Here is a 23,253-nt window from a genome sequence, read left to right on the forward strand (position 1 = left end):
AATAAAGTATTCTATACATGGGAGGAGGTGATAAATATGAGGAAAGTTACCATTTTCTTTCTCACCATGTTTATGCTGCTAGTAGGAGTTGCCGGCACTGTTTCGGCAGAAGGGCAAGCGTTTACACCCGCTCAAGTTCAATCATCCGCTCTATCCTTGAGTCCGGAATTGATCATTGAACCACAAGCACTCCCTTGTGATTACTACGCTGATGGTCAACATAGATTGGTTCTAGTTGGAACCCGATCAGCGTCATATTCCGGGGGATCACATTCTGCAATTATTATCAAGCCGGATGGAAGTCAACAAGCAGTAAGCTGTAATCTTACCAATTGGTATGAAGTCAAAACGTACAGTTGTGCTTGCGGGAGAGTCTCACAAGAAGTACAAGGTGATTTTATTAGAACGACTCATCAATACAATCATAATTGATTCTTTTGTGAAAAAAATCACTTAATAAATTGCTCAAATCCTTGTTTATATGATTAAAAAAGAAACCGCTCCTTTCGAAAATGGTCGGATGGCCCCCCCATTATACTCGAAGACGGTTTCTTTTTTTAATGTATGAAATAACATTATCGAGCTAAATGACGGCTATCCCCTCACGCGTACCATATCCTTCCGCCGATATACGCTGTAAATCAGTCCGATGGCCGCCATTTGGGCCAGCAGGCCGCTTCCTCCGTAGCCGATCAAGGGAATTTGAACCTTGGAGATAGGCAGGATCCCGAGCGACATCCCGACGCTCCAGGCGAATTGAACGGCGAATAAAGAACCGAGGCCGGCAATGAGCATTTTTCCGTAATTTTCGCTTACCGTGATGGCCGCCTTGGCCAAATGAAATATGAACAGCAGGATGCCTACTAAGACGATGAGGGCGAATATCCACCCCAGACTGTAGATCAGATAAGTAAACAGGCTTTCCGAATGAATGTAAGGTAGCTCTTGCATCGGCAAGCCGAAGCCGTGCCCCTGCCATCCGGCCGAATGGACGGCCTTTTCGATTTGTAAATAGATATAGCCTGCCCCCTCCGGATCCCGATCTCGCAGGATAAATCCGGCCAGCCGATCCTGGACGCGCTCGCTTAACAGCATCGGCAGCAGGAAGATCGCCGTGACGAGGGAAAGGTACGCCGTAACCCAACGCCAGCCCTGCCTTGAAAAGCACAGCATGAGGAAGAAGGTGACGGCATAGATCATCAGGTTTGCAACGGACGGAATCGACGCGAACAGCAGCAAGGGGAGGATGCCGAATACAAAGATCTTCCACAAAGTGTTCCGGCGTGCTTCAACTCCCCGGGAAAAATATCCTGCCGCAGCAACGGTGAAGAGATACGGACATACCGCCGTGAGGTTGATCCCGCCTAGGATATAACCGCGCGCTCCGTTAATCTGCTGACTCCCCAAGTGTGCGGCCAGGATAAGCATCACCGACAGTCCGTAGATCAGCGATGAATAGCCGGACAATTTCCGGTAATGAATCCGGCTAAGCGTGAATAGAACCGCCAATCCAAGCCCCATAAAAATCGTTTGTCTAACGAACAAATCGGTGTCGGACAAAAATCCGTTTCCGGCATTATAGCTAAGCTGCACGGCATATACGGCAATCATCGCTATCGTCAGCAGCAGCGCAAGGGTGCACAGCAGGGCCCAGGGGATGCGCGGTTTGTGCACTCGGTTTAATCCCTGCGCGACCGATTCCGAGTCGCCCATCCGGGCAATCGCCCGCCGCGCGGCCGCATCTTCGTCTAACCCTTCGGCTCGCATGGACTCCCATAGCTCGTCCAAATGGCCGGATAGCTCCTCTTTGATCTCCTGGCGCAGCTCGCGAGCCTTCACTTGCCCGCATACCCGGTTGACGTACTCTTGCAACAACGGATGCAATGGACTCATGCCGGTCCCTCCCCGAGTACACGATTCACGGCTCCGGCGTATAATCGCCATTCCTGCTTTTTCTCTTGAAGCTGGCGTTTGCCGCTGTCCGTGATCCGGTAATACTTGCGCTTCCGTCCCTCGGCTTCCTCCCAATAGGACTCAAGCCAGTGTTCCGTCTCCATTGCGTGAAGAATCGGATATAGCGTGCCTTCCTTCAAATCGAACACGCCTTCCGACAAACGTTCAAGCTCTTTGATAAGCTGATAACCGTACAATTCCCGCTCGTCCAGAAGGGTCAGGATCAGCATGCCGGTGCTCCCTTTGAGCAGCTCTTTATTTAGTTTCAAGTTGGCACCACCTTCCATTATCATGAAAATATTATACATCGAACTCATATGCATAGCAAATCTATGTATGTGAGTAGAAGTTTCCCCCGCAGGCGTTTTCTTTGGTAAAATAGATGCAATCTTTGCATTTTCGGTTATCCAATACAAGAATGAGAGGAGTCGGATCATGGGAGCGATTCAGGAACGGATGGCGGAAGTAGCGCGGTACCGGGCCGAGCGAACGGCCAGAGAGGACTTCGGCGAGTTTTGGAGCCGGACGCTGGAGCGGTTTGCGGCCAAGCCGCTGCATGACCGCCGGGAGTCCGCGGCTACGTTTATGCAGGGGGTTGCCGCGCACCGCGTACGGTTTGAGGGCTACGACGAGACGCCGCTGTACGGCTGGTTTTTGGTTCCGAGCGGCGGAGAAGGGCGAAACCGCAAACTTCCTTGCCTGGTGGTTTACCAAGGGTACCAATGTCATCGGGGAATTCCGGAAAATTATGCGGTTTGGCTGCAGATGGGGTACGCCGTTTTTGCGGTGGACACGCGCGGGCAGTCGGGAGAAACGGGGAATCACCTGGCCTCTGACCGAGGCATCGTCAAAGGATGGATGACGCAAGGCTTGCTGGAGCCGGAGAAATTCTACGGCCTGGCGATGACGATCGACGCTTGGAAGGCGTTACAGTGGGTAAGCGTTCAACCCGAGATTGACGCGGAGCGGATCGGGGTGTACGGAACGAGCCAGGGCGGGGGCTTGGCTTTGCAGATGGCGGCGTTAAGCGAGGTCCCGCGCGCGGCGGTCGCCAATGTCCCGAACCTGTGCCATCTGGAATTTGCTCTGATGAATTCGACCGGCTCCGTCTCGGAAATCGCCGAATTCGCGGCCCGAAATCCGGGTGCGTTGGAGCAGGTGCTTACGACGTTGAGTTATTTTGACAATCTGAATTTGGCCGAAAAGATCAATATCCCCGTGCTGTATTCGGCGGGCTTCAAGGATTTGATCTGCTGGCCGGAAACGATCGCCGCTGCCTACAACCGTAATCCCGCGGCGGGCAAGGAGTTGCTGCTTTACCCGTTTATGGGGCATGAGGAAGGGCCTGACGAGCATCGGTTGAAGGCGTACGCTTTTTTGCGCGAGCATTTGTGGTCGTAAAGGGCAAGGGGAGGCTTCGCCTTCCTATCCTTCCGTCTCGGGCCGGTCGGCGCTACGATCTTCCGGGCGATCCGGCCCGCCTAAGTTGTCTTGGAGTAAGTGCGCATAAACTGGCGGGGGGACATGCCCTCGGCCTGCTTGAACGCTTTGCTGAAAGAGTAGACGTTGCTGTAACCGACCTTTTCGGCGATCGTGGACAAGGACAAGCGGTTAAACATCATCAGTTCCTTCGATTTCTCGATCCGGTAGCGGATTTGGAACTGATGGGGCGTCAGGTCGAACGTCTGCTTGAAAATGCGGGAGAAATGGAACACGCTGAGGCAAGCGATCTTGGATAACGTCTCCAGCGGAACCGTTTCGTTGTAATGCTCCATAATGTAGGTGACCGTCCGTTCCATCGCGCGCTGATGCATGACGAGATGCGCATTGTCGTTTGCTTTCAGCCCTTTTTGCAGCAAGTAAAGGATGCGCAGCACCAGCGATTTCTGCATCAGCGGGTAGTCGGCGTCGCGCCGCTCGTAGGCATGGATGATCTGCATCAGCGTTTTGTGCACCTCGGCATGGTTGCCGATGCGCAGTACGTTGGGAAATCCGAAGACCGTACCCAGAATGTCGGGGCGGAGCCAGGCCAGTTCTTCTTCGGTGCATTCGCTGCGATTTTTGAAATTGATCGGCACCTGTTCGAAATCCTCATAATACAGCACGTCAAAATGAATGTGCGGCATCCAGCACTCCCCCCGCGATTCCATGAATTCGTGCTCCAATCCCGGTTTGAACAGCAAAATATCCCCGGGCTCCGCGACGAACGTTTCGTTCTCCACGCGGAGGGTGAGTTCCCCTTTTTCCATATACAGCAGCTCGTAATCAAAAATGATGCGAGGCGCCAGCCTCATCTCGTCGACCCGGTGATTCCAGGCTCTCCGAACGTTGGGCGACAGGCGATGAATCAAATCCTGAAGCGTCATAAGCTGATTGTTCATCCGTTCCTCCTGTATAGCAAGATTGGAAGCAAATCCCCCATCCATGGAAGCTTGAAGATCTATTCATCATATACTAGGATTTCGGCAATTTGATAGTGTCGCTGCTAGAGAAGAAATCTTGATGGAGTCACAATAGCAAGAATGGATAAGAAATCACAAATCCCAACATAGAACCAGGCGGGAGGATCATGTAAAATTTAAACATGTAATCGCTTTCAATCATATCACGGTTAAAACCGAACCGAAAGGGGGGGCTTAACGTGGCGAAAGCAAAGCCGACGATTTGGGCCGGGCGAAGGACCTTGTTTTTGCGAAATCTGCAATCGATTGCAGAAATGAAGAGCAGCCATGTTGCCAGCGGCTCTGCCCCGAGAGGACGCCAAGAAGGGGATGATCACCGTTGCGCAGCCTGCCATTGATGTTGCTTTCCGGGCTGCTCCTATTGACCGCTTCCTGCAGCAAGGAGCCTTCCGTGCTCCCGCAAACGACCGCTCCTGCGGGGGAGACGTTTATTTTGAAAAATACCGCCAATCTGCAGCAACTCGCCCAGCTGACCGGCAAGGATTCGCTTAACCATACGGATCGGTACGCCGTTTACGGAACCGACTTGGGTTCTATGTTCACGATGGGGGACCAAACCTACTTCGTCTTCGGCGACACGTTCGGCGAAAGGCCGGAAGGCATGACGGGAGGGGGCGGCAGTTATTGGCGATCCAACGTCATGGCCTACAGCTCGGATTCCGATCCGTCCGACGGGATTACGTTTGACGGGATGATTACGGATGAGGTCGGACTGGCCAAAGAACTGATTCCCTCGAAAAAGCTCGATTACGACGAGATGACCGTGATTCCTACGCATGGCTTGACGGCCAACGGGGCGATGTACCTTTACTTTATGTCGGTCCAGCATTGGGGGGATCCCGGAGAATGGGACGTTAATTACTCCGGCGTAGTCAAATCGGAAGACGGCGGGGAGCAGTGGGCGATCGTGGAAGGGCTCCAGTGGCCGGGAGACAGCGGGTTTATTCAAGTGAGTCCGTTCAAAATCGGGGACGGCGAAGAGGCGGAAATCTATTTCTGGACGATCCCGTCCGGCCGTTTCGGCGGCGTCAAGCTGATGCGGGTCAAGGAACAAAGGATCGAGGACCTCAGCAGCTACGAATATTTTGCGGGTGAAGACGAGCGGGGACAACCGCGATGGAGCAAGGAGATGGAGCAGGCCGAGCTCGTGGTGGACGACAACGTCGGGGAACTGTCGGTGATCTGGAATCCCGGGCTGGAGCGGTGGCTGATGACGTATTTGAAGGAAGGTCAAGGCGTTGTTCTCCGGGAAGGCTTAACTCCTTGGGGACCGTGGGGCGACGCGCTCGATTTGGTTTCGGCAGCCGATTTTCCGGGGTTGTACGCGCCTTTCATGAATGACCGGTTTCTTGCGGACGACGGGCGGACGCTCTATTTTGCCTTATCGCTGTGGGATCCGTATAACGTGTTCTGGTTCAAAGCCGCGCTCCAGGAAGCCGGCCCCGGCGATTGAGGCCCGTGGCGCGGTCCGTTCAGGTTTAAGCGCCGGAAGGCGTTTAAATAGAAGTTTTGCCGAATAAAAAAGGGAGGTTAACCAAATGAAACAGCGTCGTTTGAAAGGATTGTCATGGACATTGGGATTGCTGCTGATCGTAGCCCTGTTCGTAACCGGCTGCGGGGGGGCGGGGAACGGCGGGAATGCCGCTTCGGGCGAGAATGCGGAAACGGCAGGCGGAAACGCCGCCGAGGAACCCGTGGCCGGTGATAACGCGGCTCCGAAGGAGAAGGTCAAGCTCGAGTTTTGGGCCAATAAATTCGAAGAGACGACCGATGCCTGGTTCAAGAAATGGACGGACGAATTCAACAAGACGCATGACGATATCGAGGTCAAGCTGACGATCGTGCCGGGGGACGCTTGGACGCAGAAGCTGAAAGCGGCGCAGGCGGCCGGCAAGGCGCCCGATGTGATGACGATGAACTACAGCAACATCGCGCCGTCGGCGAAGCAAAGCCAGATTTTGCCGCTGAACGACTATCTGGACTCTAGTCTGTTTGACGACCTTTACGACAATATCAAAGGTTTCGTCACGGTGGACGGCAAGTATTACGCGTATCCGAAGCTGGTGGAGCCTTCGGCGGTGCTGTATTACCGGAAGGATCTGTTCGAGGCCGCCGGGCTGGATCCGGCCAAACCGCCGGTGACATGGACCGAGTTGATCGATTACGGCAAGAAGCTGACTCAAAACGGCGTGTATGGCGTATCGATCGCCCAAACGGCACCGGACCTCGGCTGGTCGAGTTGGGGCCTGCAATATAATGCAGCCGGGCATCTGCCGATCACGGACGACTGGTCCAAAGCGGATGTCATGGACGACGGTTACAAGGAGCTGCTGAACTTCTACAAGACGCTGTACCAGGAAGGGATCATGCCGAAGCAGCAGTTGGCCGGTTACGCCGACGCGGCGCCGTTCGGGCAAGGAAAGACCGCGATGCAGATCAGCGGATCGTGGTCGATCGGCTTGTTCCGCAATGAATACAAAAACATGCTGGACAAAATCGGCGTCGCCCCGATGCCTTCGATCGATGGAGACCCGACGAAAACGACCGCCACGCTGGGCGGCTGGACGCTGGTCGTCGACGGCAAATCCAAGCATCCCGAAGCGGCTGCGGAATATATCGGCTGGCTGCTGGCCGGGGATCCGAACATCATGATCGACTTCTTCAAAACGAGCCAATTCTCCAAGTTCTCGCCGCGCAAATCGGTGGACGAAGCGATGAATCAGGATCCGGATGCGAAGAACGACGAGTGGCGCAAGCTGATCTCCGAGAAGGTCGTGCCTTATTCCGAAGCGGAGCCGGTGTATCCTTGGGACATCAGCATGTTCTTCGCGACCGCGATCGAAAAGGCCATGAAAGGCGAGGACGTCGATAAGGCGCTGGCGACCGCGGAGAAAGAAATCAACAATTTCATCGAGAAGCAGAAGCTGGCAGGGACAAACCCGAGAGCTAACGGCGGTGAGTAAGGATGCATCGTTCCCGTTCCAAGCCTCGTTATGACAACAAAGTGGCATACGCCATGCTGCTGCCGATTCTGGCGCTTCTCACCGTGTTCGTTATCATTCCGTTTGCGTATGCCATCCGGGTCAGCTTCTACGATTGGAGCTTCTACCAGGATTCGGTTTACGTCGGGCTCCGCAATTTCACGAACGTATTGACCGACCCGTTGTTTACGAAGTCGATTCTGATCGGCCTCCGCTTCTCGCTGATGGTCGTTCCGGTCCAATTGGTGCTGGCCTTCCTCTTCGCCCACGTGATCAAAGGCATGGGAAGACGCGGGTCCGGATTCGTGAAAACGTCGATCTACATCCCGACGGTGATCTCCGGCATCATCGCATCGATTGTCTTCGCGTTTATTTACGACTATGACGCCGGCCTAGCCAATTACCTGCTCGGGTTGCTCGGGCTGGAAAAAATAGCTTGGATCGCCGACGTTCGCACAGCGCTCGCGAGCATCGCGGTGCCGGTCGTATGGCTCGGCTTCGGGATTACGACGCTGATCATGCTGGCCGGATTGCTTGACATCCCGGAGAGCTACTACGAAGCGGCCGAGCTGGAAGGGGCCGGCGGTCTGACGAAGATGCTGCGGATTACGCTGCCTCTTCTGAAAAACGTGATTTTGTATCTGCTGATCACCGGCTTCACCGGGGCCGTCCAGCAGTTCGAGCTGCCGCTGGTCATGACCGGCGGCGGTCCGCTCAACGAGACGCAAACGCCGAACCTGTACATTTTCAACCATTTCCGGAATGACGTGCTGGTGGGTCACTCCATCGCCTCGGCGCTGCTGCTGTTCCTCGTGCTGGGCAGCATCTCCGCGATCATTTTCAAGGTGTTGAACTCGGATAAAGCGGTGGACGGTTAAAATAACCCGGATGGAGGACTAAGAGACGATGAGCAACCACAAAGCGCTGTTCGGCAAAATCGTCCTGTATGCCGCCGGGATCCTGGTCGCCTGCATCGCATTGTTTCCTTTGCTGTGGATGGCGATCGCCGGATTCAAGGCCAAAACGGAGGTGCTGTCCACGCCGTTCCGGTTTTTCCCGGAGCGGTGGCTGGTCGAAAATTACATCTCTATCCTGCAGGACAATATGTTTCTCAAATCGATGATCCTAACGTTTGGCGGGGCGGTGTTGTTTGCCGTGTTAAGCCTGGCGATCAACGCCTCCGCCGCTTATGTGTTCGCCCGTCTGGAATTCCGCTTCAAGCGGGTGCTGTGGGTGTACGTCATCATGACGATGTTCATTCCCGGCATGGCGATCCTGGTGACTTCGTTTATCGTCGTAACCAAGCTACAGATGCTGGATACGCTGGCGGTACTCGTGCTGCCGGGCGTCGCTTCCGCCGGACACATGTTTTTCATCAGGCAGTTCTATCTCAATATTCCGCTGGCGCTGGAGGAAGCGGCTTTGATCGACGGAGCGGGACGCTTCAAAATTTTTACGCATATCTTCCTGCCGATGTCGTATCCGGTTTTCGTCATCGTCGGCATCGGCTCGTACCTGGGCTACTGGAACTCCTTCGTTTGGCCGACGATGACGATTACGAACGTCAACCTGTTTCAAATCATGCAGTATCTGGCCACGTTCCGATCGGAGCGCGGGACGGAGATGGGGATGCTGATGGCCGGATCGAGCCTGGCGGCTGTACCGACGATCGTGCTCTTCCTGATCTTCCAGAAATACATTATTCGCGGCATCAAAATCTCCGGGTTGAAGTAACGACGCCGAAAGGAGGAAGTTTGGATGATCGAATTGAAAAACTCCCGGCTGTGCGTGGGACTTAGCGAGGAGAACGGCGCGATCGTTTCCCTGCGCGATCCATCGAACGGACGGGAATACATCGAACCAAACGGCACCGGAGGCGACGTCTTCCGGCTGGAGACGGAAGACGGTGCTTCGGGCGGGTTCCGCGAATTTGCTTACGAGTTACGGCAGGGCGAGGGTTACCTGGAGTGCCGGCTCCGCTGGCAAAGCCTGGCGGGCCCGGTGGTTGCCGGGACGCTCCGGTTGCGGGAAGATGCGGATCGGTTGGAATTTCGCTGCGGGGTGGACAATAGCGCGGGCGGACCGCCCGTTATCAGCTTGGAGTATCCGATCCTTTCGGATCTTGGGGCGATCACGGACGGAGGCGAAGACGACTTTGTCGTCCACAGCTTTGCCACGGGATTTCAGGTCCGAAATCCGCTGAAGCATTTCCGGCATGACGGAACGGGCTTCCGTTACATGCCTTATCCGGAGAGCTTCTCCGGCGCGGCGATGCAGTTCTTCGCCTATTACGGCAAGGAGCGCGGCGGTTTGTATTTTGCGGCGCTGGATCCGGACGGTTACGCCAAATGGCTCAACTTCTACAAAAACGAAGGCGGCCGGCTGGAGGCATCCTTCATTCACGCCTGCGAGGACATCGGTCCCGGTAAGGGGATCGAGGTTCCTTACACGCTGGAGCTGCGGCCGCTTCGCGGACTGGGCTGGCCTGAAGCCGCCGGCCTCTACAAGGCGTGGGCGATCCGGCAGCCGTGGTGCGCCAGAGGAACTTTGGCCGAGCGGCGGGACCGCGGCGACGCGGAGCTGTTCCGCTGGTTGTACGAGGAGGCGGGCGCGGCCACGTTCGGCGTCAACGCCGGCTACGACCGGACGAAGTGGCTGCGCAAGTACCGCGAGCGGATCGGGACGCCGCTGTTCCATATCCTCGGTCCGGATTGGAGCAAGGCGCCGCAAACGTTCGGCCGGGGCGTGCCCGGCGGCTATGACGACTGGTTCCCGACCCGCTTCAACCCGGACAACATCGCTTGCATCCGCGAACAAGGCGACCGGTTTGCTCCATTCGAATTCGACTATCTGTTCAATTTCGCCGGGGCGGACGGGGAACGGGCCAAAACGGCCGCTCAACGGTTCCCGGAGGACAAAAAGAGCATCGATGCTTACCGGTTCCCGTTTCTCTGTCCGGCCGCCCCCTTTACCCGTGAGCTGCACCGCCGCCGGGACGAAACGCTGCAGCGGGAAGCGGACGTGGACGCGATCTATTACGACATTTCGGCGAACAACATCCTGAAGACATGCCTCGACGACAGTCACGGCCATCCGGTCGGCGGGGGCAAAGCGATCACTGACGCGTACCGGCTCAATTACGCCGAGACGAAAGCGGCGATGGGGCAGGCGGCGGGACGATACGTGACGATGGGCACGGAAATGATGAACGAAACGTTTCTGGACGTGCTCGACTTCTACCAGGCCCGCGCCGGCGGTCAACCGGCCGCCCCGCTGGAGGGCTACCCGTTCCGGGACCTGCTGAAGTCGGGGGACGCGGAGCTGGTGCCGCTGTTTGCCTACGTGTACCACGAGTACGGTCCCGTCAGGCTGGACGGCTGGGGCAAGCTGACGGCGGAAATCGGCGACCTGTTTTATTTCACGGTGGCGCGAACGTATTTGTGGGGCGGGCTGTACGAGCTCAATTACGAATACAGCCCGATGGAAGCGCTGGACGGCGTGGAGAACGGGAGCGACGAGCATTACGCCGCGTTCGAGCCGCGCGGGTATGCTTTCGCGGAGGAACGGGCGGATTACCTGAGCTTGTTTGCCGCGTTGCGAACCGGCGCGGCAAACAAGTATCTCGCTTACGGCGAAATGCTGCCGCCGCTTCACCTCGATGCCGGCCGGGTGACGCTGGACTGGTTCCACTACAACCACGGGATCGGTTCCCCGGAGTATAACGATGCGGGGAGCCTAGGCGTGGAAAGGATCGTGCATGCGGCATGGAAGTACCGCGACGAAAGCGTCGGGTTATTTTTCGCCAACGTGGGCGAGGAGGCTCGGGAAGTGGCGTTATGTCCGGACGATCTTCCCGTGGCCGGACCGGTCGTGGAGCTGCGTTGCCACACGTATTCGCCGGGCCCGGAGCGGCGGAAAACCGAAACCGTCAAGGCGGATGCCCGGAAGCTAAAACTGACGATCCCGCCGCGTTCCGTCGTTTTGCTGGAAGCGATGCTGCATCCCGTGAAGCGTACGTAGCCAGGAGATCCGTGACGCGAGGGACGTAACGGAAAGTAACGGAAAGTAACGGAAAGTAACGGACCGTAACGGACCGTAAAGACCTTATTGGCCCATTTCCCGGCTATTTCCCGCTGTAACGGACTCCAGAGACCTTATTCGACCCTAACGGTGACTCCTTATCCGCTTTTGTACGAAATAAGGTCTCCTCGGTCCGTAAGATTCGGAAACTGCTCAAAAGCGGTGAATAGCGTTTCTGATGTCCGTTAGCGGAAGGCCCGGCTGAATTCAAGATTCGACGCCGAATAACTGCTTTGAAAATTGCTTCGTGACGCGAAGATGAATTTTTGAACTACCGTTTCAATGAAGGTTCAAAAAGTCAGGTTTGGAGCACCGAGAAGGTTGGATGAAGCTAGGGAGTGAGCAGCGGAGCGTAGATAGATCTACGTGAGCAGCGGAAGGCCCGGCTGAATTCAAGACTCGACGCCGAATAACTGCTTTGAAAATTGCTTCGTGATGCGAAGATGAATTTTTGAACTGCATCTAATAAGGAGAGAGAGATGATCATGAACCTATTTAACGGACTGGATCTAGGATTAGGCAACTTGTACCGGATGTCGCCGGCGAAGACACGATCGATCAGCGCGGAGAACTTTACCGGCGCCAAAGGCCAAGGCGGCATGGCCACCAAAGGCACGGGGGCGGAGTGCGCCCGCGACCTCGGGCAGGGCTGGAAGGTATCGCCGTCGGTGAGCATCGCGCCGGGGCAGACCTTTACGGTGGCGGACATCGACGGGCCGGGAGCGATTCAGCATATTTGGCTGACCTGCTTCCCGGACAGCTGGCGGCATTTGATTTTGCGGATGTACTGGGACGGCGAGAGCGAGCCGAGCGTGGAAACGCCGCTGGGCGACTTCTTCTGCAACGGTTGGTGCGAGCGCAGCAACGTCAACTCGCTGCCGGTGGCGGTCAATCCGGCCGGCGGGATGAATAGCTATTGGGTGATGCCGTTTCGCCAAAAAGCCAAAATCACGGTCGAAAACCGGATGGGCTCGCCGGTTGTCCTGTACTATCAAATCGACTACACCTTGACCGAGGTACCGGACGATGCCGCTTATTTCCATGCCCAATGGAGAAGAAGCAGCCCGCTTCGCTATAAGGACGTGCACGTGCTGTTGGACGGCGTCCGCGGAAAAGGCCACTACGTGGGCACCTATCTAGCCTGGCAGGTGAACAACAACGGCTGGTGGGGCGAAGGAGAAATCAAGTTCTACATGGACGGGGATCAGGATTATCCGACCATTTGCGGCACGGGTACGGAAGACTATTTCGGCGGAGCGTGGAACTTCGAGCAGCCGAAAGGAGAATACGCCTCCTTTTCCACGGCTTACTTAGGTCTCCATCAGATCATTAAGCCGGACGGCTTATACCGGAGCCAGCAGCGCTTCGGCATGTACCGCTGGCACGTGATGGACCCGATCCGCTTCGAAAGCGATCTGCGCGTCACGATCCAGGCGCTCGGCTGGCGGTCCGGCGGCCGGTATTTGCCGCTGCAGGACGATATCGCCTCCGTCAGCTATTGGTATCAATCGGAGCCGCATGCGGCTTACCCGCAGTTGCCGGATAACGACGGGCTGGAAGTCATTTAAGCGAATCCAAGGAGGGAATGACATGCTAGGGAGCATTTCGCCCGGCCCGAACCTGTCGGCATTCGCCGCATCGATCGCGTACGATTTCATCGGAGGCACGGAGCCGGAGGTGCAAGGGAGCGAGCCGGAACCCGGCGTGTACCATTTTAGGCTGACATTTCGCCTGGATCGTCCGGTCCGGCAGGATGATTGGAGGGTGAAGGTCGTACCGGCCTTTGCCCCCTCTTTCCATTGGGCGCCTCATTTGACCCCGACCGACCGCCATGTGATCGACCAGCACAGCTTCCGCTCCCCGGCGTTGATCGTCCGGGATGACCGGCGGATGCTGGCGCTGATCCCCGACCTCGATCTACTGGGGGAGGGGAGCCAGGTCCGCTGGTATATGGATAATGACGCTTCCCGGAACGAGCTTGTGCTGGGCATGGGCGGTAGCCGGGTAAAGGAACATGTGCTTTACGAAAAAAAGCCCGGAGCAAGCTACGCCGCAGGCCGCGTGAAAGTCGGCTTTCACCTGATGGTCAGCGACGCGCCGGAGGCGCTGGCCAACCCGTGGCGTGCGGTCCTGCGCTTCCTTTGGGAACGGTGGGGAGCGCCGCTTTACCGGACCGGGGCGCCTTTACCCGCGCCGCTGGCGCCGTTCGTGCGGTACGCGTACCGCTGGGCGTTCGAGCATTGGGAACGGCAGGTGTGGCAGGAGTTCGAGTTGAACGGGATAAAGGTAGGGGCGCCGGCGTTCATCGTCAACGTTACGCAAAGCCCGAATTATCCCGGGCCGGCCAGCGAGCGGGAGACCCGCTCCATTTGGAATCAGGCGTGGTTCAGCTCGCTTCGCTCGGCAGTGGGCGTATTTCGATACGGTCGGCAACACGATGATCCGGACCTGCTCCGGCGGGCGAGGTTGATGAAGGAGCTGGCGTTGTCAGCGCCGCAGCGCAGCGGCTTTTTTCCGTCGGTCATCGCCACGGAAATGGAGCAGGTCCGAATCGGGGACGCGCTCGTCCATCGCTCCAAAGGATGGGATACCGCGTACTGGGGAAATTCCGACCGCAACCCGCTGCCGGATCGCCGAATCAAGGAAGCGCCATATCATATTGCCGATATGAGCTGGACGGCGTTATGGATGCTCCGGTGGTACGGGGAGCTGGAGCGGGACCCGCGGTTGTTGTCCTATGCCGTTCGTTACGGAGACGCGTTGATCGCGCTTCAGGATGCGCTGGGGTTTTTCCCGGCTTGGCTGGATTGGCATACCTTGGAGCCGCTTGAGGCGCTGCGGGATTCGCCGGAGACGGCGGTGTCCGTCACGTTTTTGCTCCAGCTTGGCGAAATGACCGGCCAGGCCCGCTATACTCAAGCCGCGCTGCGGGCGGCGGAGGCGGTCGCGGAGAAAGTGGTGCCCGAGGGCCGCTGGGAGGACTTCGAGACATACTGGTCCTGCTCGGGGTTTGGCGGCAAGGATCATGTCGGCCGGAAATATGCGCGCAACAAGATGTATAAGCAGTGCAATTTCTCGATGTTTTGGGCGGCGGAGGCGTTCCTGGCGTGTTACAGACGGACGGGCGAGATTTCGTATTTGCGGCAGGGGGAACGATGTCTGGACGAAATGCTGATGACGCAAGCCTCCTGGCAACCCCCGTATCTGCATGTCGATGTGTTGGGCGGATTCGGGGTCATGAATGCCGACGGCGAGTGGAACGATTCCCGGCAAAGCCTGTTCGCCGAATTGATTCTGGAGTACGGCCGCGAGCTGGGCAGGACCGAATATCTCGAGCGCGGGCTGGCCGCCCTCAAGGCCTCCTTCGTCATGATGTACTGCCCGGAGAATCCGAAGACGAAAGCGCAATGGGAGGAGGCATTTCCTTTTTTCGGGGAACGGGACTACGGTTTTATGATGGAAAACTACGGGCATGGAGGGGAGGTGAACGAGCGGGGAACCGGAATGGGCGAGTTTACGATTTTCGATTGGGGCAACGGAGCCGCGGCGGAAAGTTACTTGCGCATCAAAGCGCATGATCCGGAATTGGACATTTGAGGCCGGGTCGGGGCGGCCGGAACCGGGAATTTCAGGAATGAATCCGATTTCTTTTGCCGAAACGGCAGCGGGGCCGTATACTTTGGGTAGAGATCTGCAATCGATTCCACAATTTGGAATCCCATCATTGTAAGCGCTTTATGACTGGAGGAGAAACGCCCTGATGTGGACTAGGCTCAAAAACGCCAAACTCCGGAACAAGCTGATGCTGATGCTCGTGTTGTTCATTTTGACGCCGCTCGTGTTTGCCGGGTTTATTTTCTACCGGAGTTCCAGCAATTTCGCCGCCGAACGGGCCGACCGCGAAGCGTTGCAATCGCTTCATCTGGTCCGCAGCAACGTCGACCAGCTGCTGTCGGAGATTGAAAACCGCATGCTCACGATTTACGACAACGGCCCGCTGATCGAGCAGCTTAGCCGGATGGACGGCCGAAACGCGAAGGGGGCCCGGGCGAACGCCGAGGATACGGTCAACCGGTTTTTGCGCGATTCGCTGCGCGGCAAGGAGGACATCGACTCGATTTACCTGCTCGCCAGGAACGGGGCGATGTATTTTGCCGACATCAAAGGTTCCGGCGTGTTCCGGCCGATCCTGGAGCGGCATCCCGAATGGACGGGGGCGATCGAGGCGAGGTCGGGACAGATTACGTGGCTGCCGACGTACGAAATGCCCGCGAACAATTATTTCAACTATTCGACCTACTACATCCCGGCAGGCATGCTGGTGAAAGACGTGACGGATTCCTTGCAAAATATCGGCGTGCTGATGATGAACGTCAAAATCTCCGCGCTGGATCGCATCGTGAAAGGCGTCAGCGTAAGCCCGCAGGGCGTCATTTTGATCGCGGACGGCGACGGGAACCTCGTGTGGCACGGCAACGACGAGGCGTATCGGCTCAAGCTGGCGGATCAGCCCTTTTTCAAGGAGATGATCGCAAGCGGAGACGCGTTGTCCCGGATGGACTTGAACGGGAAGCCTTACCGCATCGGTATGGAGCGCTCCGAATACAACGGCTGGTATTATTTCTCGCTAATGCCGCAGTCCGACGCCTTGCAGGCATCGGGTTCGCTAAAGCGGTTTTTTATCGTAACGTTATGCGTCTTCGCCTTGTTGTTCGTGCTGCTGGCCTGGCTGACAACGCATTACATCACCAAACCGATCCGCCAGATGGCGGTGGCGATGAAACGGATTCAGAAGGACAATTTCGAATACCGCCTGCAGGCGCAATCGGAGGATGAAATCGGGCTGCTGCAAAGCTCTTTCAACAGCATGAGCAGCCGAATCAACGACTTGATCCATGAAGTGAAGGTCATCTCCGAGCAGGAAAAAGAAGCCGAGATCAAAGCGCTGCAAGCGCAGATCAACCCTCACTTCGTCTACAATACGCTGGATGCGATGAACTGGATCGCGATCGAGAAGGAGCAGCCGGAGATCAGCGGCATGATCACGTCGCTGAGCGACATTATGCGTTACGCGATCCGGCCGGGCGCTCCGCTCGTCACGATCGAAGAGGAACTGAAATGGGCGAGAAATTACGCCTATTTGCAAGAGATGCGGTTCGAGGAGCGGTTCGAAATCGGGTTCGACGTCGACCCGTCCATTTACGGCTATAAAGTGCCGCGCCTGTTGCTGCAGCCCTACTTGGAGAACTCGATTTTGCACGGGATGGAGGAGATGGAATCGGGCGGGCGCATCGACGTGTCGATGGGACTGCAAGAGGACGGCCGGGTCCTCGTGATCCGCATCCGGGATAACGGAAGCGGGATTCCCGAGGAGAAGCTGCAGATGATTCGCGACCGGTTGGTGCACGGCATCGGGATGTATAATCTGAACGACCGCCTGAAGCTGGAATACGGGCCGGAGTTCGGCGTGCAGGTGAATTCCGTTTACGGGGAAGGAACGACGATTACGATCGTCATTCCGGCAATCGCCGGATAAGGCGAAACCCGGATCAATCAAACCTAGGGGGCTATGACATGTATAAAGCATTGATCGTCGACGATGAGACGAAGGTCCGCAGCGGACTCACCAAGCTGATTCCCGCCCTGGACGCCGAATGGACGGTCGTGGGCCAAGCCAAAAACGGCAACGAAGCGCTGGAGCTGGTGCGCAAGGATATGCCCGACCTCGTGATCACGGATATTCGCATGCCGAACATGAACGGATTGGATTTGCTGAATGCGCTTCGCGAGTATCCGGTTCAAGTCGTCATTTTGTCCGGGTACGGCTATTTCGAATACGCCAAAACCGCCATCCGGTTCGGGGCGTTCGACTATTTGCTCAAGCCGCTGAAACCGGACGAGGTTCGCGATCTGCTCGGCCGCTTGAAGCAAGAAATCGGCAAGCCGGCAGCAGGCGTTCCGGCGATTTCCGCCGATTTCCATTACGCCAAGCTGTGGAAGGATTGGCTGCTTGGCATCGAGGACTCCGCCGACCATCTCGACCGGCTGCGCGGACAACTTCCCGAAGCCGTCCGGGATTATCACGTGATCGCGATCGATATCGAGGACTTCGACGAGCTGGTGACCGAGGACCAATGGGGAGACCGTCAGCTGGTGGTGTTCGCCGTGCGGAACATCGCGTACGAAATTTTGCAGAATCGGGAGGGTTTGGGCAGCCGGTTCTTGTTTGCGAGCGCGTCGCAAATCTATTTTCTGCTGTTTGACGGGCCTTGTCCGAGGGACGTTTATAAATCGATGATTTATGAGGTCCGCCGTTGGGTGCGCATCTCCATTTCGGTGGGGATCAGCAGCCGCGCGGACGATTTCGCCGAGCTGCCGCGCGCCTTTGCCGAAGCTCGCGAAGCGCTGTTGAACCGCTGGATCTGCGGGAGCGGTCTCGTGCATGAGCATGGGGAATTGGCGAACACGGAAGGGAACGGGAACGCGCCCGGCTATCCGAGCGACCTGGACGAAGCGCTCGTGCTGGCGCTTCGCGAAGGAGACGGCGCCCGGGCGCGGGAAACGCTGCGCCGCTTCGTCGGCACGGTGTTGGAGCAAAACGTCGTTTACCCGGTATTCCATGGGTATTGTCTGCAATTGCTATCCTCCGTCGTTCGCTATGTGCACGAGCAGAAAATCACCGCCCTGGTCTTTCAGGACGAGCTCAAGCCTTACGAATGGTTTCAGGTGAACTTCTCCGCCGACGAATTCATCCGGTTCGTCGATGAGCTGACGGCGGCGGCGATCGACAAGGCGGAATGGAAAAAGCAGCAGAAGCACAACCGGACGCTGGAAACGGCGGTCGGCTTTATCCATCGCCACTACATGCAGGATATTTCGCTGAACGACGTGGCCGGCAAGGCGGGGATGAGCAGCAGTTATTTCAGCTCTTTTTTCAAGCAGGAGATGGGGATGTCGTTTATCGAGTATTTGACCCAGTTCCGGATGGATAAGGCGAAAAATCTGATGATGGACCCGGATTTGAAGCTGTACAACATTTCGGAGATGGTTGGGTACCAGGACGTGAAATACTTCTCGCGGCTGTTCAAAAAGACGGAGGGCGTGACGCCGGGGGAGTATCGGCAATTTTTCTACCGGAAGGACGAGGACGATGAGAAGTAGGGCGATTTGGCGTTGGCTGCTGCCGGTCATGGCCGTAACGCTGCTGCTCGCCGCTTGCCGGCCGTCGCCGGAGCCTGCGGCGGATCGCGGCGACCTTAATATTCTGCTGGATCATCCGGAAGTCGCGCAAGCCGACCCGGACCGGATCGTCTTGCATCTGCTGAGCTTTCACACGGGCCAGGAGTTCGAGTTCTGGAAATGGCTGGGCGAGCAATATACACAGGAGCACCCGAACGTGGAAATCCAAGTCGATTTCATCTCGAGCGACGACTACTTTACCGATAGCAAGCTGCTGGCTTCGTTTGCTTCGGGACATGGGCCGGACGTGTTTTTCGTATCCCCGGGGACGATCCGGCGGTTCGAGAATGCGGGGATTCTGGAGCCGCTCACCGCGGAATTCACGCCGGAGATTCGGCGGGATTTCAACGACGCGGCGCTGGAATCGGTGACGCTGGGCGGACAGATTTACGCGGTGCCGTTCGAAACGGAACTGCTCGGTTTGTACTACAACGAAGCGATGTTCCGCGAGAGGGGGATTCGGCCGCCGGCGACTTGGACGGAATTGGAAGCGGCGGCCCAAGCGCTGAAAGCGCCGGGCGTCAGCGGGCTGACGATGGAGACGTTCCAAAGCGTGTATCAAAATTTCGCCTGGCTCCCTTTTTTGTGGCAGACCGGGGCGGATTTGGTGTCCGAAGACGGGCGGGCCTCGGGCTTGGACGCTCCCGGTGCCGACACGATGTTCCGCTTTTTCCGCGACATGACGGATCGGGGGCTGCTGAATATGCACCCGTCCCGCCCGACGACGGATATCGGCATCCTGGCCAGCGGCGAAACGGCGATGCAGGTCAGCGGCACCTGGAATATCCGCATGCTGGAGACGATTTACGCCGACAAACCGATCGGCGTCGTTCCGCTTCCCGTGCCTGACGGCGGACAGCCGGTCACGATCGCCGGAGGATGGAAGATCGGCGTGAACCATTTCAGCAAACACGCGGACGAAGCCAAGAAATTCGTGATGTGGGCGTTTGCCGGCGAGCCGGAACTCCCGTTGAAGTGGGTCAGCGAGGTGAAGTTTGCCTACTCCCCGCGCAAATCGGTCATGGAAGCGGGCGGCGAATTGTACCAAAAAGGACTTCGCCGGGTGTTCACGGAGCAGATCTACGGTACGGAGCGGCAGGAGCCGCAGTATCCGGCGGAAATCAGCGGCATTTTCACCGATTCGCTCCAGCGTTTATTGTACGGCGGAGCGCTGCCCGATGAGCTTGCCGCCAGCACCTATCGGCAGATTACCGACTACCTGACGGACAGCGAAAAATAATCCACCCTCCGAAATTATTTCCCGTTACGAGCATGAATCCCCGGCGACTATACTGAAGTCGACCACAAATGAAAGGGGATTCATAAGAGATGAAGAAGACTCGTTGGAAGATCGTTTTGCCCGCTCTGATGGCGCTTTTGCTCCTTCTCCTGGCCGGCTGCGGCGCGAACGGTTCGAACAATCAGGCGAATAACGCCGGTTCGGACGGGGCCCCGGCCGCAAACGGCGGAGGGACGAAGGAGAAGGTCAAGCTGCAGTTCTGGGATATGCACACCGAAGCCGAGCAGAAATATTTCGAAGATCTCGTCAAAGCGTACAACGCTTCGCAATCGAACGTGGAAATCGTATACTCCACCTATAACCAAGCCGATTACACCTCGACGAAACTGCCGATCGCTTTTTCCGGCGGCAATGGTCCCGACATTTACATGATCAGCCCCGGCGACTTCATGAAATTCTCCAATTCCGGGTATCTGGCCGATTTGTCGCCGTATTTCCCGGAAGGGGTCAAAGAAGACTTCCTTCCTTCCGCGCTGGATGCGGTGACGGTGGACGGCAAAATTTTGGCTTTGCCTTACGAAATGGAGCTTCTGGGCCTTTACTACAACGAAGACATGCTGAAGCAAGCCGGTGTCAGCGTACCGAAAACGTGGGATGAGCTGCTGGAAGCCGCCCGCAAGCTGACGACGGACAAAGTGGCCGGCCTGGTGCTTCCGCCGGACAAAGGCGCCTACTTCAATTTCAACTTCTATCCGTTCCTGTGGCAAGCCGGCGGCAAGGTGCTGGCGGACGACGGCAAGACGTCGGCGTTCAATTCGCCGGAGACGGCGAAAGCGCTCGATTTCTGGGGCACGTTCTTCCGGGAGAAACTGTCGCCTTCCAAGCTGCAGTACGGCCCTTGGGAGATCGATAACCTGGGCAAGAAGACGGCGGCCATGCAGATTTGCGGCACCTGGGCGGTCAGCCGGATCGAGGAAGTCTACGGCGACGTTCCGATCAAGCTCGCTCCGTTGCCGACTCCGGACGGGGGCCAAACGGTAACGACAGCCGGAGGCTGGAAATTCGCCGTGAACGCCAAGAGCAAAAACCTGGAGGAAGCCGCCAACTTCGTGATGTGGGCCTTTGCCGACGCCGACACGTCCCGTCCGCTGAAGTGGGCGACGGAAACGAAGTTTGCTTACCCTGCCCGCCAATCAGTGGTGGAAGCCGGTAAGGAAATTTACAACAAAGGCTTGCGCCAAGTGTTCACGAACGAAATTTACGAATCGGCCATTCCGGAGCCGGTGTACAACCCGGACGTCGTCGAAGCGATCGGCGATGCGATGACGCAAGTCATGTTCGGCAACAAAACAGGGGCGGAAGCCGCCAAAGACGCCGACGCCAAAATCAATGAAGCGATGAAGTAAAGAAACAAGGCAGATGTCGGATTGGGGGATGGGCGGGCGTTGCTTACGGGGTGCCCGCCTCCCTCGAATCTTCTTTGGAGGAGGGGTTGAAGTGATTCCGCGCAAATGGCGTACAAGAGTATGGCAGGAAAGAATCACGGCCTACTGTTTTTTGTTGCCCGATCTGCTGGGCTTGTTCATCTTCGTTTTTTTACCGATCGTTTACGCGTTCTACGTCAGCTTGCATGAATGGGACGCGTTGAATCCGATGAAGTTCATCGGTTTCGATAACTATGTCAGCTTGTCCAAAGATGCGGACTGGTGGCATTCCGTCGGCAAAACGCTGCAGTTTACCGTCGTCTACGTTCCGCTGCTGTTTTGCCTTTCACTCGGTTCGGCGGTGATGTTGAACGCGTTGAAAGGGAAAATCGTCTCCCCCGTGCGGACGATGTTCCTGATTCCGTTTGCGATCACGTCGGTCATCTCGGCGATCATCGGCATGTACATGCTCGATCCCCGCAACGGGATCGTCAACGAAATCCTGGCGTTTTTCGGCGGCCAGCCGCAGCAATTTCTCGGTTCGACCTCCCAGGCGCTGTACAGTATCGTCGCGGTGCTGCTGTGGATCAACGTCGGCTATAACATGATTATTTTCCTGTCGGCGATCAAGGAAATCCCCAAGGATTATTACGAAGCCGCCACGATCGACGGGGCTTCGCGCTGGCAGATATTCCGGAGCATTACGTTTCCGCTGCTCAAAGAAACCAATACGTTTATCCTCGTCGTGACAACGATCGGCTCGTTCCAGGTTTTCGACCAAATCATGGTCATGACCAAAGGCGGGCCGGCGAACAGCACGGAGGTGAGCGTCGTCTATATTTTCAAACAAGGCTTCCAGCTATTGAACATGGGATACTCGTCGGCGCTGGCATTCGTCCTGTTCCTGCTTATTTTCTGTTTGTCCCTCGTCCAAATGAAGCTGTTTTCCGCCAAAGACTAAGGAGGTGACCCCAAGTGAGAACATGGAAGCGAATGCCGCAAAATTTGCTCGCCGTCCTGTTGGGGCTGGTGATGGTGTTCCCGATTTACCTGCTCGTGATCAGCTCCTTGCGGTCGGAGGAGAATGTGCTCGACGTGACGTGGGTTCCCATGGAACTGGCCTGGAGCAATTTTACCGAAGCGATCCAAACGACGCATTTGCTGCGTTCGATCGGCAACTCGCTGATCGTCAGCATCACCGTCACCGTCGTCGCCATGCTGTTTCATGCGATGTCGGGATATGCTTTAGCCCGCTTGCGGTTTCCCGGTCGAAAGTACATTTTCGCCTGGATGTTAAGCACGCTGATGGTGCCGTTTGCGGTGATTACGATCCCGCTCTACCTGATTACGAAAAGCTTCGGCATGCTGGACTCTTATGCCGGACTGATCATACCGTCGATTTTTAATGCCTACGGGATATTCCTGTTCCGGCAGTTTTACCGCGATTTCCCGAAAGAACTGGAGGAAGCGGCTTATATCGAAGGCTTGTCGGTGGCCGGAACGTTCTTCCGGATCGCGCTGCCGCTGTCGCGTTCGATCATTATTCCGCTGACGATCGGGTTTTTCGTCGCCAACTGGAACGCATATTTGTGGCCGCTGATCATCACGCAGCGCGAATCGCTGTGGGTGGTGCAGCAGCAGCTCGCGAACCTCGTCGGCGGCGGGTATTACACGCCGTGGAACGTGGTGTTGGCCGCCGCGGTCATCGCCGCGTTGCCGACGCTGCTGTTGTTCTTTGTGGCGCAGCGCTACCTCGTCGAAGGCATCAAAATGACCGGCATCAAATAAGTCGGTGCTGAAAACCCGGATTTTTGAACCTAGATTAAAATGGAAGTTCAAAAAATCAGCTCCAAAAAAATCGCTACATTTTTTAT

18 protein-coding genes are annotated in these 23,253 nt (G+C 56.7%); 15 read left to right on the forward strand and 3 right to left on the reverse strand.

The annotated features are described in order from the left end of the window. Nucleotides 1–36 precede the first annotated feature (36 nt). Nucleotides 37–432 carry a hypothetical protein gene (locus ACZF99_RS08035; protein ID WP_483610633.1) on the forward strand — a complete coding sequence of 132 codons (396 nt, stop codon included), beginning with the start codon at nucleotides 37–39 and terminating at the stop codon, nucleotides 430–432. Nucleotides 433–594: 162 nt separating this feature from the next. Here the strand turns inward: ACZF99_RS08035 and ACZF99_RS08040 are convergent, their stop codons facing one another. Together ACZF99_RS08040 and ACZF99_RS08045 are read right to left on the reverse strand one after the other, a co-directional pair. Beyond that, nucleotides 595–1,893, reverse strand: coding sequence for an FtsW/RodA/SpoVE family cell cycle protein (locus tag ACZF99_RS08040; protein WP_483610635.1), 1,299 nt, complete (start codon nucleotides 1,891–1,893; stop codon nucleotides 595–597). Further along, nucleotides 1,890–2,222, reverse strand: a complete 333-nt coding sequence (locus ACZF99_RS08045) for a PadR family transcriptional regulator (RefSeq protein ID WP_483610637.1) — start codon at nucleotides 2,220–2,222, stop codon at nucleotides 1,890–1,892. Before ACZF99_RS08045 ends, ACZF99_RS08040 begins: the two co-directional genes overlap by 4 nt. Nucleotides 2,223–2,388: 166 nt before the next feature. Between ACZF99_RS08045 and ACZF99_RS08050 the strand changes: the two genes are divergently transcribed. Continuing rightward, on the forward strand, nucleotides 2,389–3,354 hold the full coding sequence (locus tag ACZF99_RS08050) for an acetylxylan esterase (protein WP_483610639.1): 966 nt from the start codon (nucleotides 2,389–2,391) through the stop codon (nucleotides 3,352–3,354). An 80-nt stretch (nucleotides 3,355–3,434) separates the two neighbouring features. Here the strand turns inward: ACZF99_RS08050 and ACZF99_RS08055 are convergent, their stop codons facing one another. Next, on the reverse strand, nucleotides 3,435–4,334 hold the full coding sequence (locus tag ACZF99_RS08055; RefSeq protein WP_483610641.1) for a helix-turn-helix domain-containing protein: 900 nt from the start codon (nucleotides 4,332–4,334) through the stop codon (nucleotides 3,435–3,437). A 418-nt stretch (nucleotides 4,335–4,752) separates the two neighbouring features. On the opposite strand from ACZF99_RS08055, the gene ACZF99_RS08060 reads away from it, so the two are divergent. The 13 genes from ACZF99_RS08060 to ACZF99_RS08120 all read left to right on the forward strand — a co-directional run bounded on the left by ACZF99_RS08060 (nucleotide 4,753) and on the right by ACZF99_RS08120 (nucleotide 23,167). Next, a complete protein-coding gene (locus tag ACZF99_RS08060) occupies nucleotides 4,753–5,868 on the forward strand; it encodes a DUF4185 domain-containing protein (protein WP_483610643.1) in 1,116 nt (371 codons plus the stop codon). A gap of 85 nt (nucleotides 5,869–5,953) precedes the next feature. Further along, the gene (locus tag ACZF99_RS08065) at nucleotides 5,954–7,378 is read left to right on the forward strand and encodes an ABC transporter substrate-binding protein (RefSeq protein WP_483610645.1); all 1,425 of its coding nucleotides are present in this window, start codon (nucleotides 5,954–5,956) and stop codon (nucleotides 7,376–7,378) included. Between the two features lie 2 nt (nucleotides 7,379–7,380). Then, complete coding sequence (locus tag ACZF99_RS08070) at nucleotides 7,381–8,274, forward strand: carbohydrate ABC transporter permease (RefSeq protein WP_483610647.1); 894 nt, start codon at nucleotides 7,381–7,383, stop codon at nucleotides 8,272–8,274. Between the two features lie 28 nt (nucleotides 8,275–8,302). After that, the gene (locus ACZF99_RS08075) at nucleotides 8,303–9,130 is read left to right on the forward strand and encodes a carbohydrate ABC transporter permease (protein WP_483610649.1); all 828 of its coding nucleotides are present in this window, start codon (nucleotides 8,303–8,305) and stop codon (nucleotides 9,128–9,130) included. A gap of 24 nt (nucleotides 9,131–9,154) precedes the next feature. Further along, the gene (locus tag ACZF99_RS08080) at nucleotides 9,155–11,416 is read left to right on the forward strand and encodes a DUF6259 domain-containing protein (protein WP_483610651.1); all 2,262 of its coding nucleotides are present in this window, start codon (nucleotides 9,155–9,157) and stop codon (nucleotides 11,414–11,416) included. A 545-nt stretch (nucleotides 11,417–11,961) separates the two neighbouring features. After that, complete coding sequence (locus ACZF99_RS08085) at nucleotides 11,962–13,044, forward strand: glycoside hydrolase family 172 protein (protein WP_483610653.1); 1,083 nt, start codon at nucleotides 11,962–11,964, stop codon at nucleotides 13,042–13,044. Nucleotides 13,045–13,066: 22 nt separating this feature from the next. Beyond that, the gene (locus ACZF99_RS08090) at nucleotides 13,067–15,073 is read left to right on the forward strand and encodes a hypothetical protein (protein WP_483610655.1); all 2,007 of its coding nucleotides are present in this window, start codon (nucleotides 13,067–13,069) and stop codon (nucleotides 15,071–15,073) included. Nucleotides 15,074–15,236: 163 nt separating this feature from the next. Beyond that, nucleotides 15,237–17,012 (forward strand): cache domain-containing sensor histidine kinase, encoded by a 1,776-nt coding sequence (locus tag ACZF99_RS08095; protein ID WP_483610657.1) that lies wholly within the window; start codon nucleotides 15,237–15,239, stop codon nucleotides 17,010–17,012. 38 nt (nucleotides 17,013–17,050) lie between these two features. Beyond that, nucleotides 17,051–18,637: a response regulator gene (locus ACZF99_RS08100; RefSeq protein ID WP_483610659.1), complete on the forward strand. Its 1,587-nt coding sequence runs from the start codon at nucleotides 17,051–17,053 to the stop codon at nucleotides 18,635–18,637. Next, a complete protein-coding gene (locus tag ACZF99_RS08105) occupies nucleotides 18,627–19,955 on the forward strand; it encodes an ABC transporter substrate-binding protein (protein WP_483610661.1) in 1,329 nt (442 codons plus the stop codon). Before ACZF99_RS08100 ends, ACZF99_RS08105 begins: the two co-directional genes overlap by 11 nt. Before the next feature lie 89 nt (nucleotides 19,956–20,044). Then, nucleotides 20,045–21,361 (forward strand): ABC transporter substrate-binding protein, encoded by a 1,317-nt coding sequence (locus ACZF99_RS08110; protein ID WP_483610663.1) that lies wholly within the window; start codon nucleotides 20,045–20,047, stop codon nucleotides 21,359–21,361. 91 nt (nucleotides 21,362–21,452) lie between these two features. Next, entirely contained in the window at nucleotides 21,453–22,340 is an 888-nt protein-coding gene (locus tag ACZF99_RS08115) for a carbohydrate ABC transporter permease (RefSeq protein ID WP_483610665.1), read from the forward strand. A 14-nt stretch (nucleotides 22,341–22,354) separates the two neighbouring features. Continuing rightward, nucleotides 22,355–23,167 carry a carbohydrate ABC transporter permease gene (locus tag ACZF99_RS08120; RefSeq protein ID WP_483610667.1) on the forward strand — a complete coding sequence of 271 codons (813 nt, stop codon included), beginning with the start codon at nucleotides 22,355–22,357 and terminating at the stop codon, nucleotides 23,165–23,167. The last annotated feature ends 86 nt before the right edge of the window (nucleotides 23,168–23,253 follow it).

The organism is Paenibacillus sp. JL3B1040, assembly GCF_057063165.1.

Excerpts from the sequence above, each read along its gene's own strand:
- ACZF99_RS08035 (WP_483610633.1), top strand. The coding sequence starts at position 37 with ATGAGGAAAGTTACCATTTTCTTTCTCACCATGTTTATGCTGCTAGTA.
- ACZF99_RS08040 (WP_483610635.1), bottom strand. The coding sequence starts at position 1,893 with ATGAGTCCATTGCATCCGTTGTTGCAAGAGTACGTCAACCGGGTATGC.
- ACZF99_RS08050 (WP_483610639.1), top strand. The coding sequence starts at position 2,389 with ATGGGAGCGATTCAGGAACGGATGGCGGAAGTAGCGCGGTACCGGGCC.
- ACZF99_RS08055 (WP_483610641.1), bottom strand. The coding sequence starts at position 4,334 with ATGAACAATCAGCTTATGACGCTTCAGGATTTGATTCATCGCCTGTCG.
- ACZF99_RS08060 (WP_483610643.1), top strand. The coding sequence starts at position 4,753 with ATGTTGCTTTCCGGGCTGCTCCTATTGACCGCTTCCTGCAGCAAGGAG.
- ACZF99_RS08065 (WP_483610645.1), top strand. The coding sequence starts at position 5,954 with ATGAAACAGCGTCGTTTGAAAGGATTGTCATGGACATTGGGATTGCTG.
- ACZF99_RS08070 (WP_483610647.1), top strand. The coding sequence starts at position 7,381 with ATGCATCGTTCCCGTTCCAAGCCTCGTTATGACAACAAAGTGGCATAC.
- ACZF99_RS08075 (WP_483610649.1), top strand. The coding sequence starts at position 8,303 with ATGAGCAACCACAAAGCGCTGTTCGGCAAAATCGTCCTGTATGCCGCC.
- ACZF99_RS08080 (WP_483610651.1), top strand. The coding sequence starts at position 9,155 with ATGATCGAATTGAAAAACTCCCGGCTGTGCGTGGGACTTAGCGAGGAG.
- ACZF99_RS08085 (WP_483610653.1), top strand. The coding sequence starts at position 11,962 with ATGAACCTATTTAACGGACTGGATCTAGGATTAGGCAACTTGTACCGG.
- ACZF99_RS08090 (WP_483610655.1), top strand. The coding sequence starts at position 13,067 with ATGCTAGGGAGCATTTCGCCCGGCCCGAACCTGTCGGCATTCGCCGCA.
- ACZF99_RS08095 (WP_483610657.1), top strand. The coding sequence starts at position 15,237 with ATGTGGACTAGGCTCAAAAACGCCAAACTCCGGAACAAGCTGATGCTG.
- ACZF99_RS08100 (WP_483610659.1), top strand. The coding sequence starts at position 17,051 with ATGTATAAAGCATTGATCGTCGACGATGAGACGAAGGTCCGCAGCGGA.
- ACZF99_RS08105 (WP_483610661.1), top strand. The coding sequence starts at position 18,627 with ATGAGAAGTAGGGCGATTTGGCGTTGGCTGCTGCCGGTCATGGCCGTA.
- ACZF99_RS08110 (WP_483610663.1), top strand. The coding sequence starts at position 20,045 with ATGAAGAAGACTCGTTGGAAGATCGTTTTGCCCGCTCTGATGGCGCTT.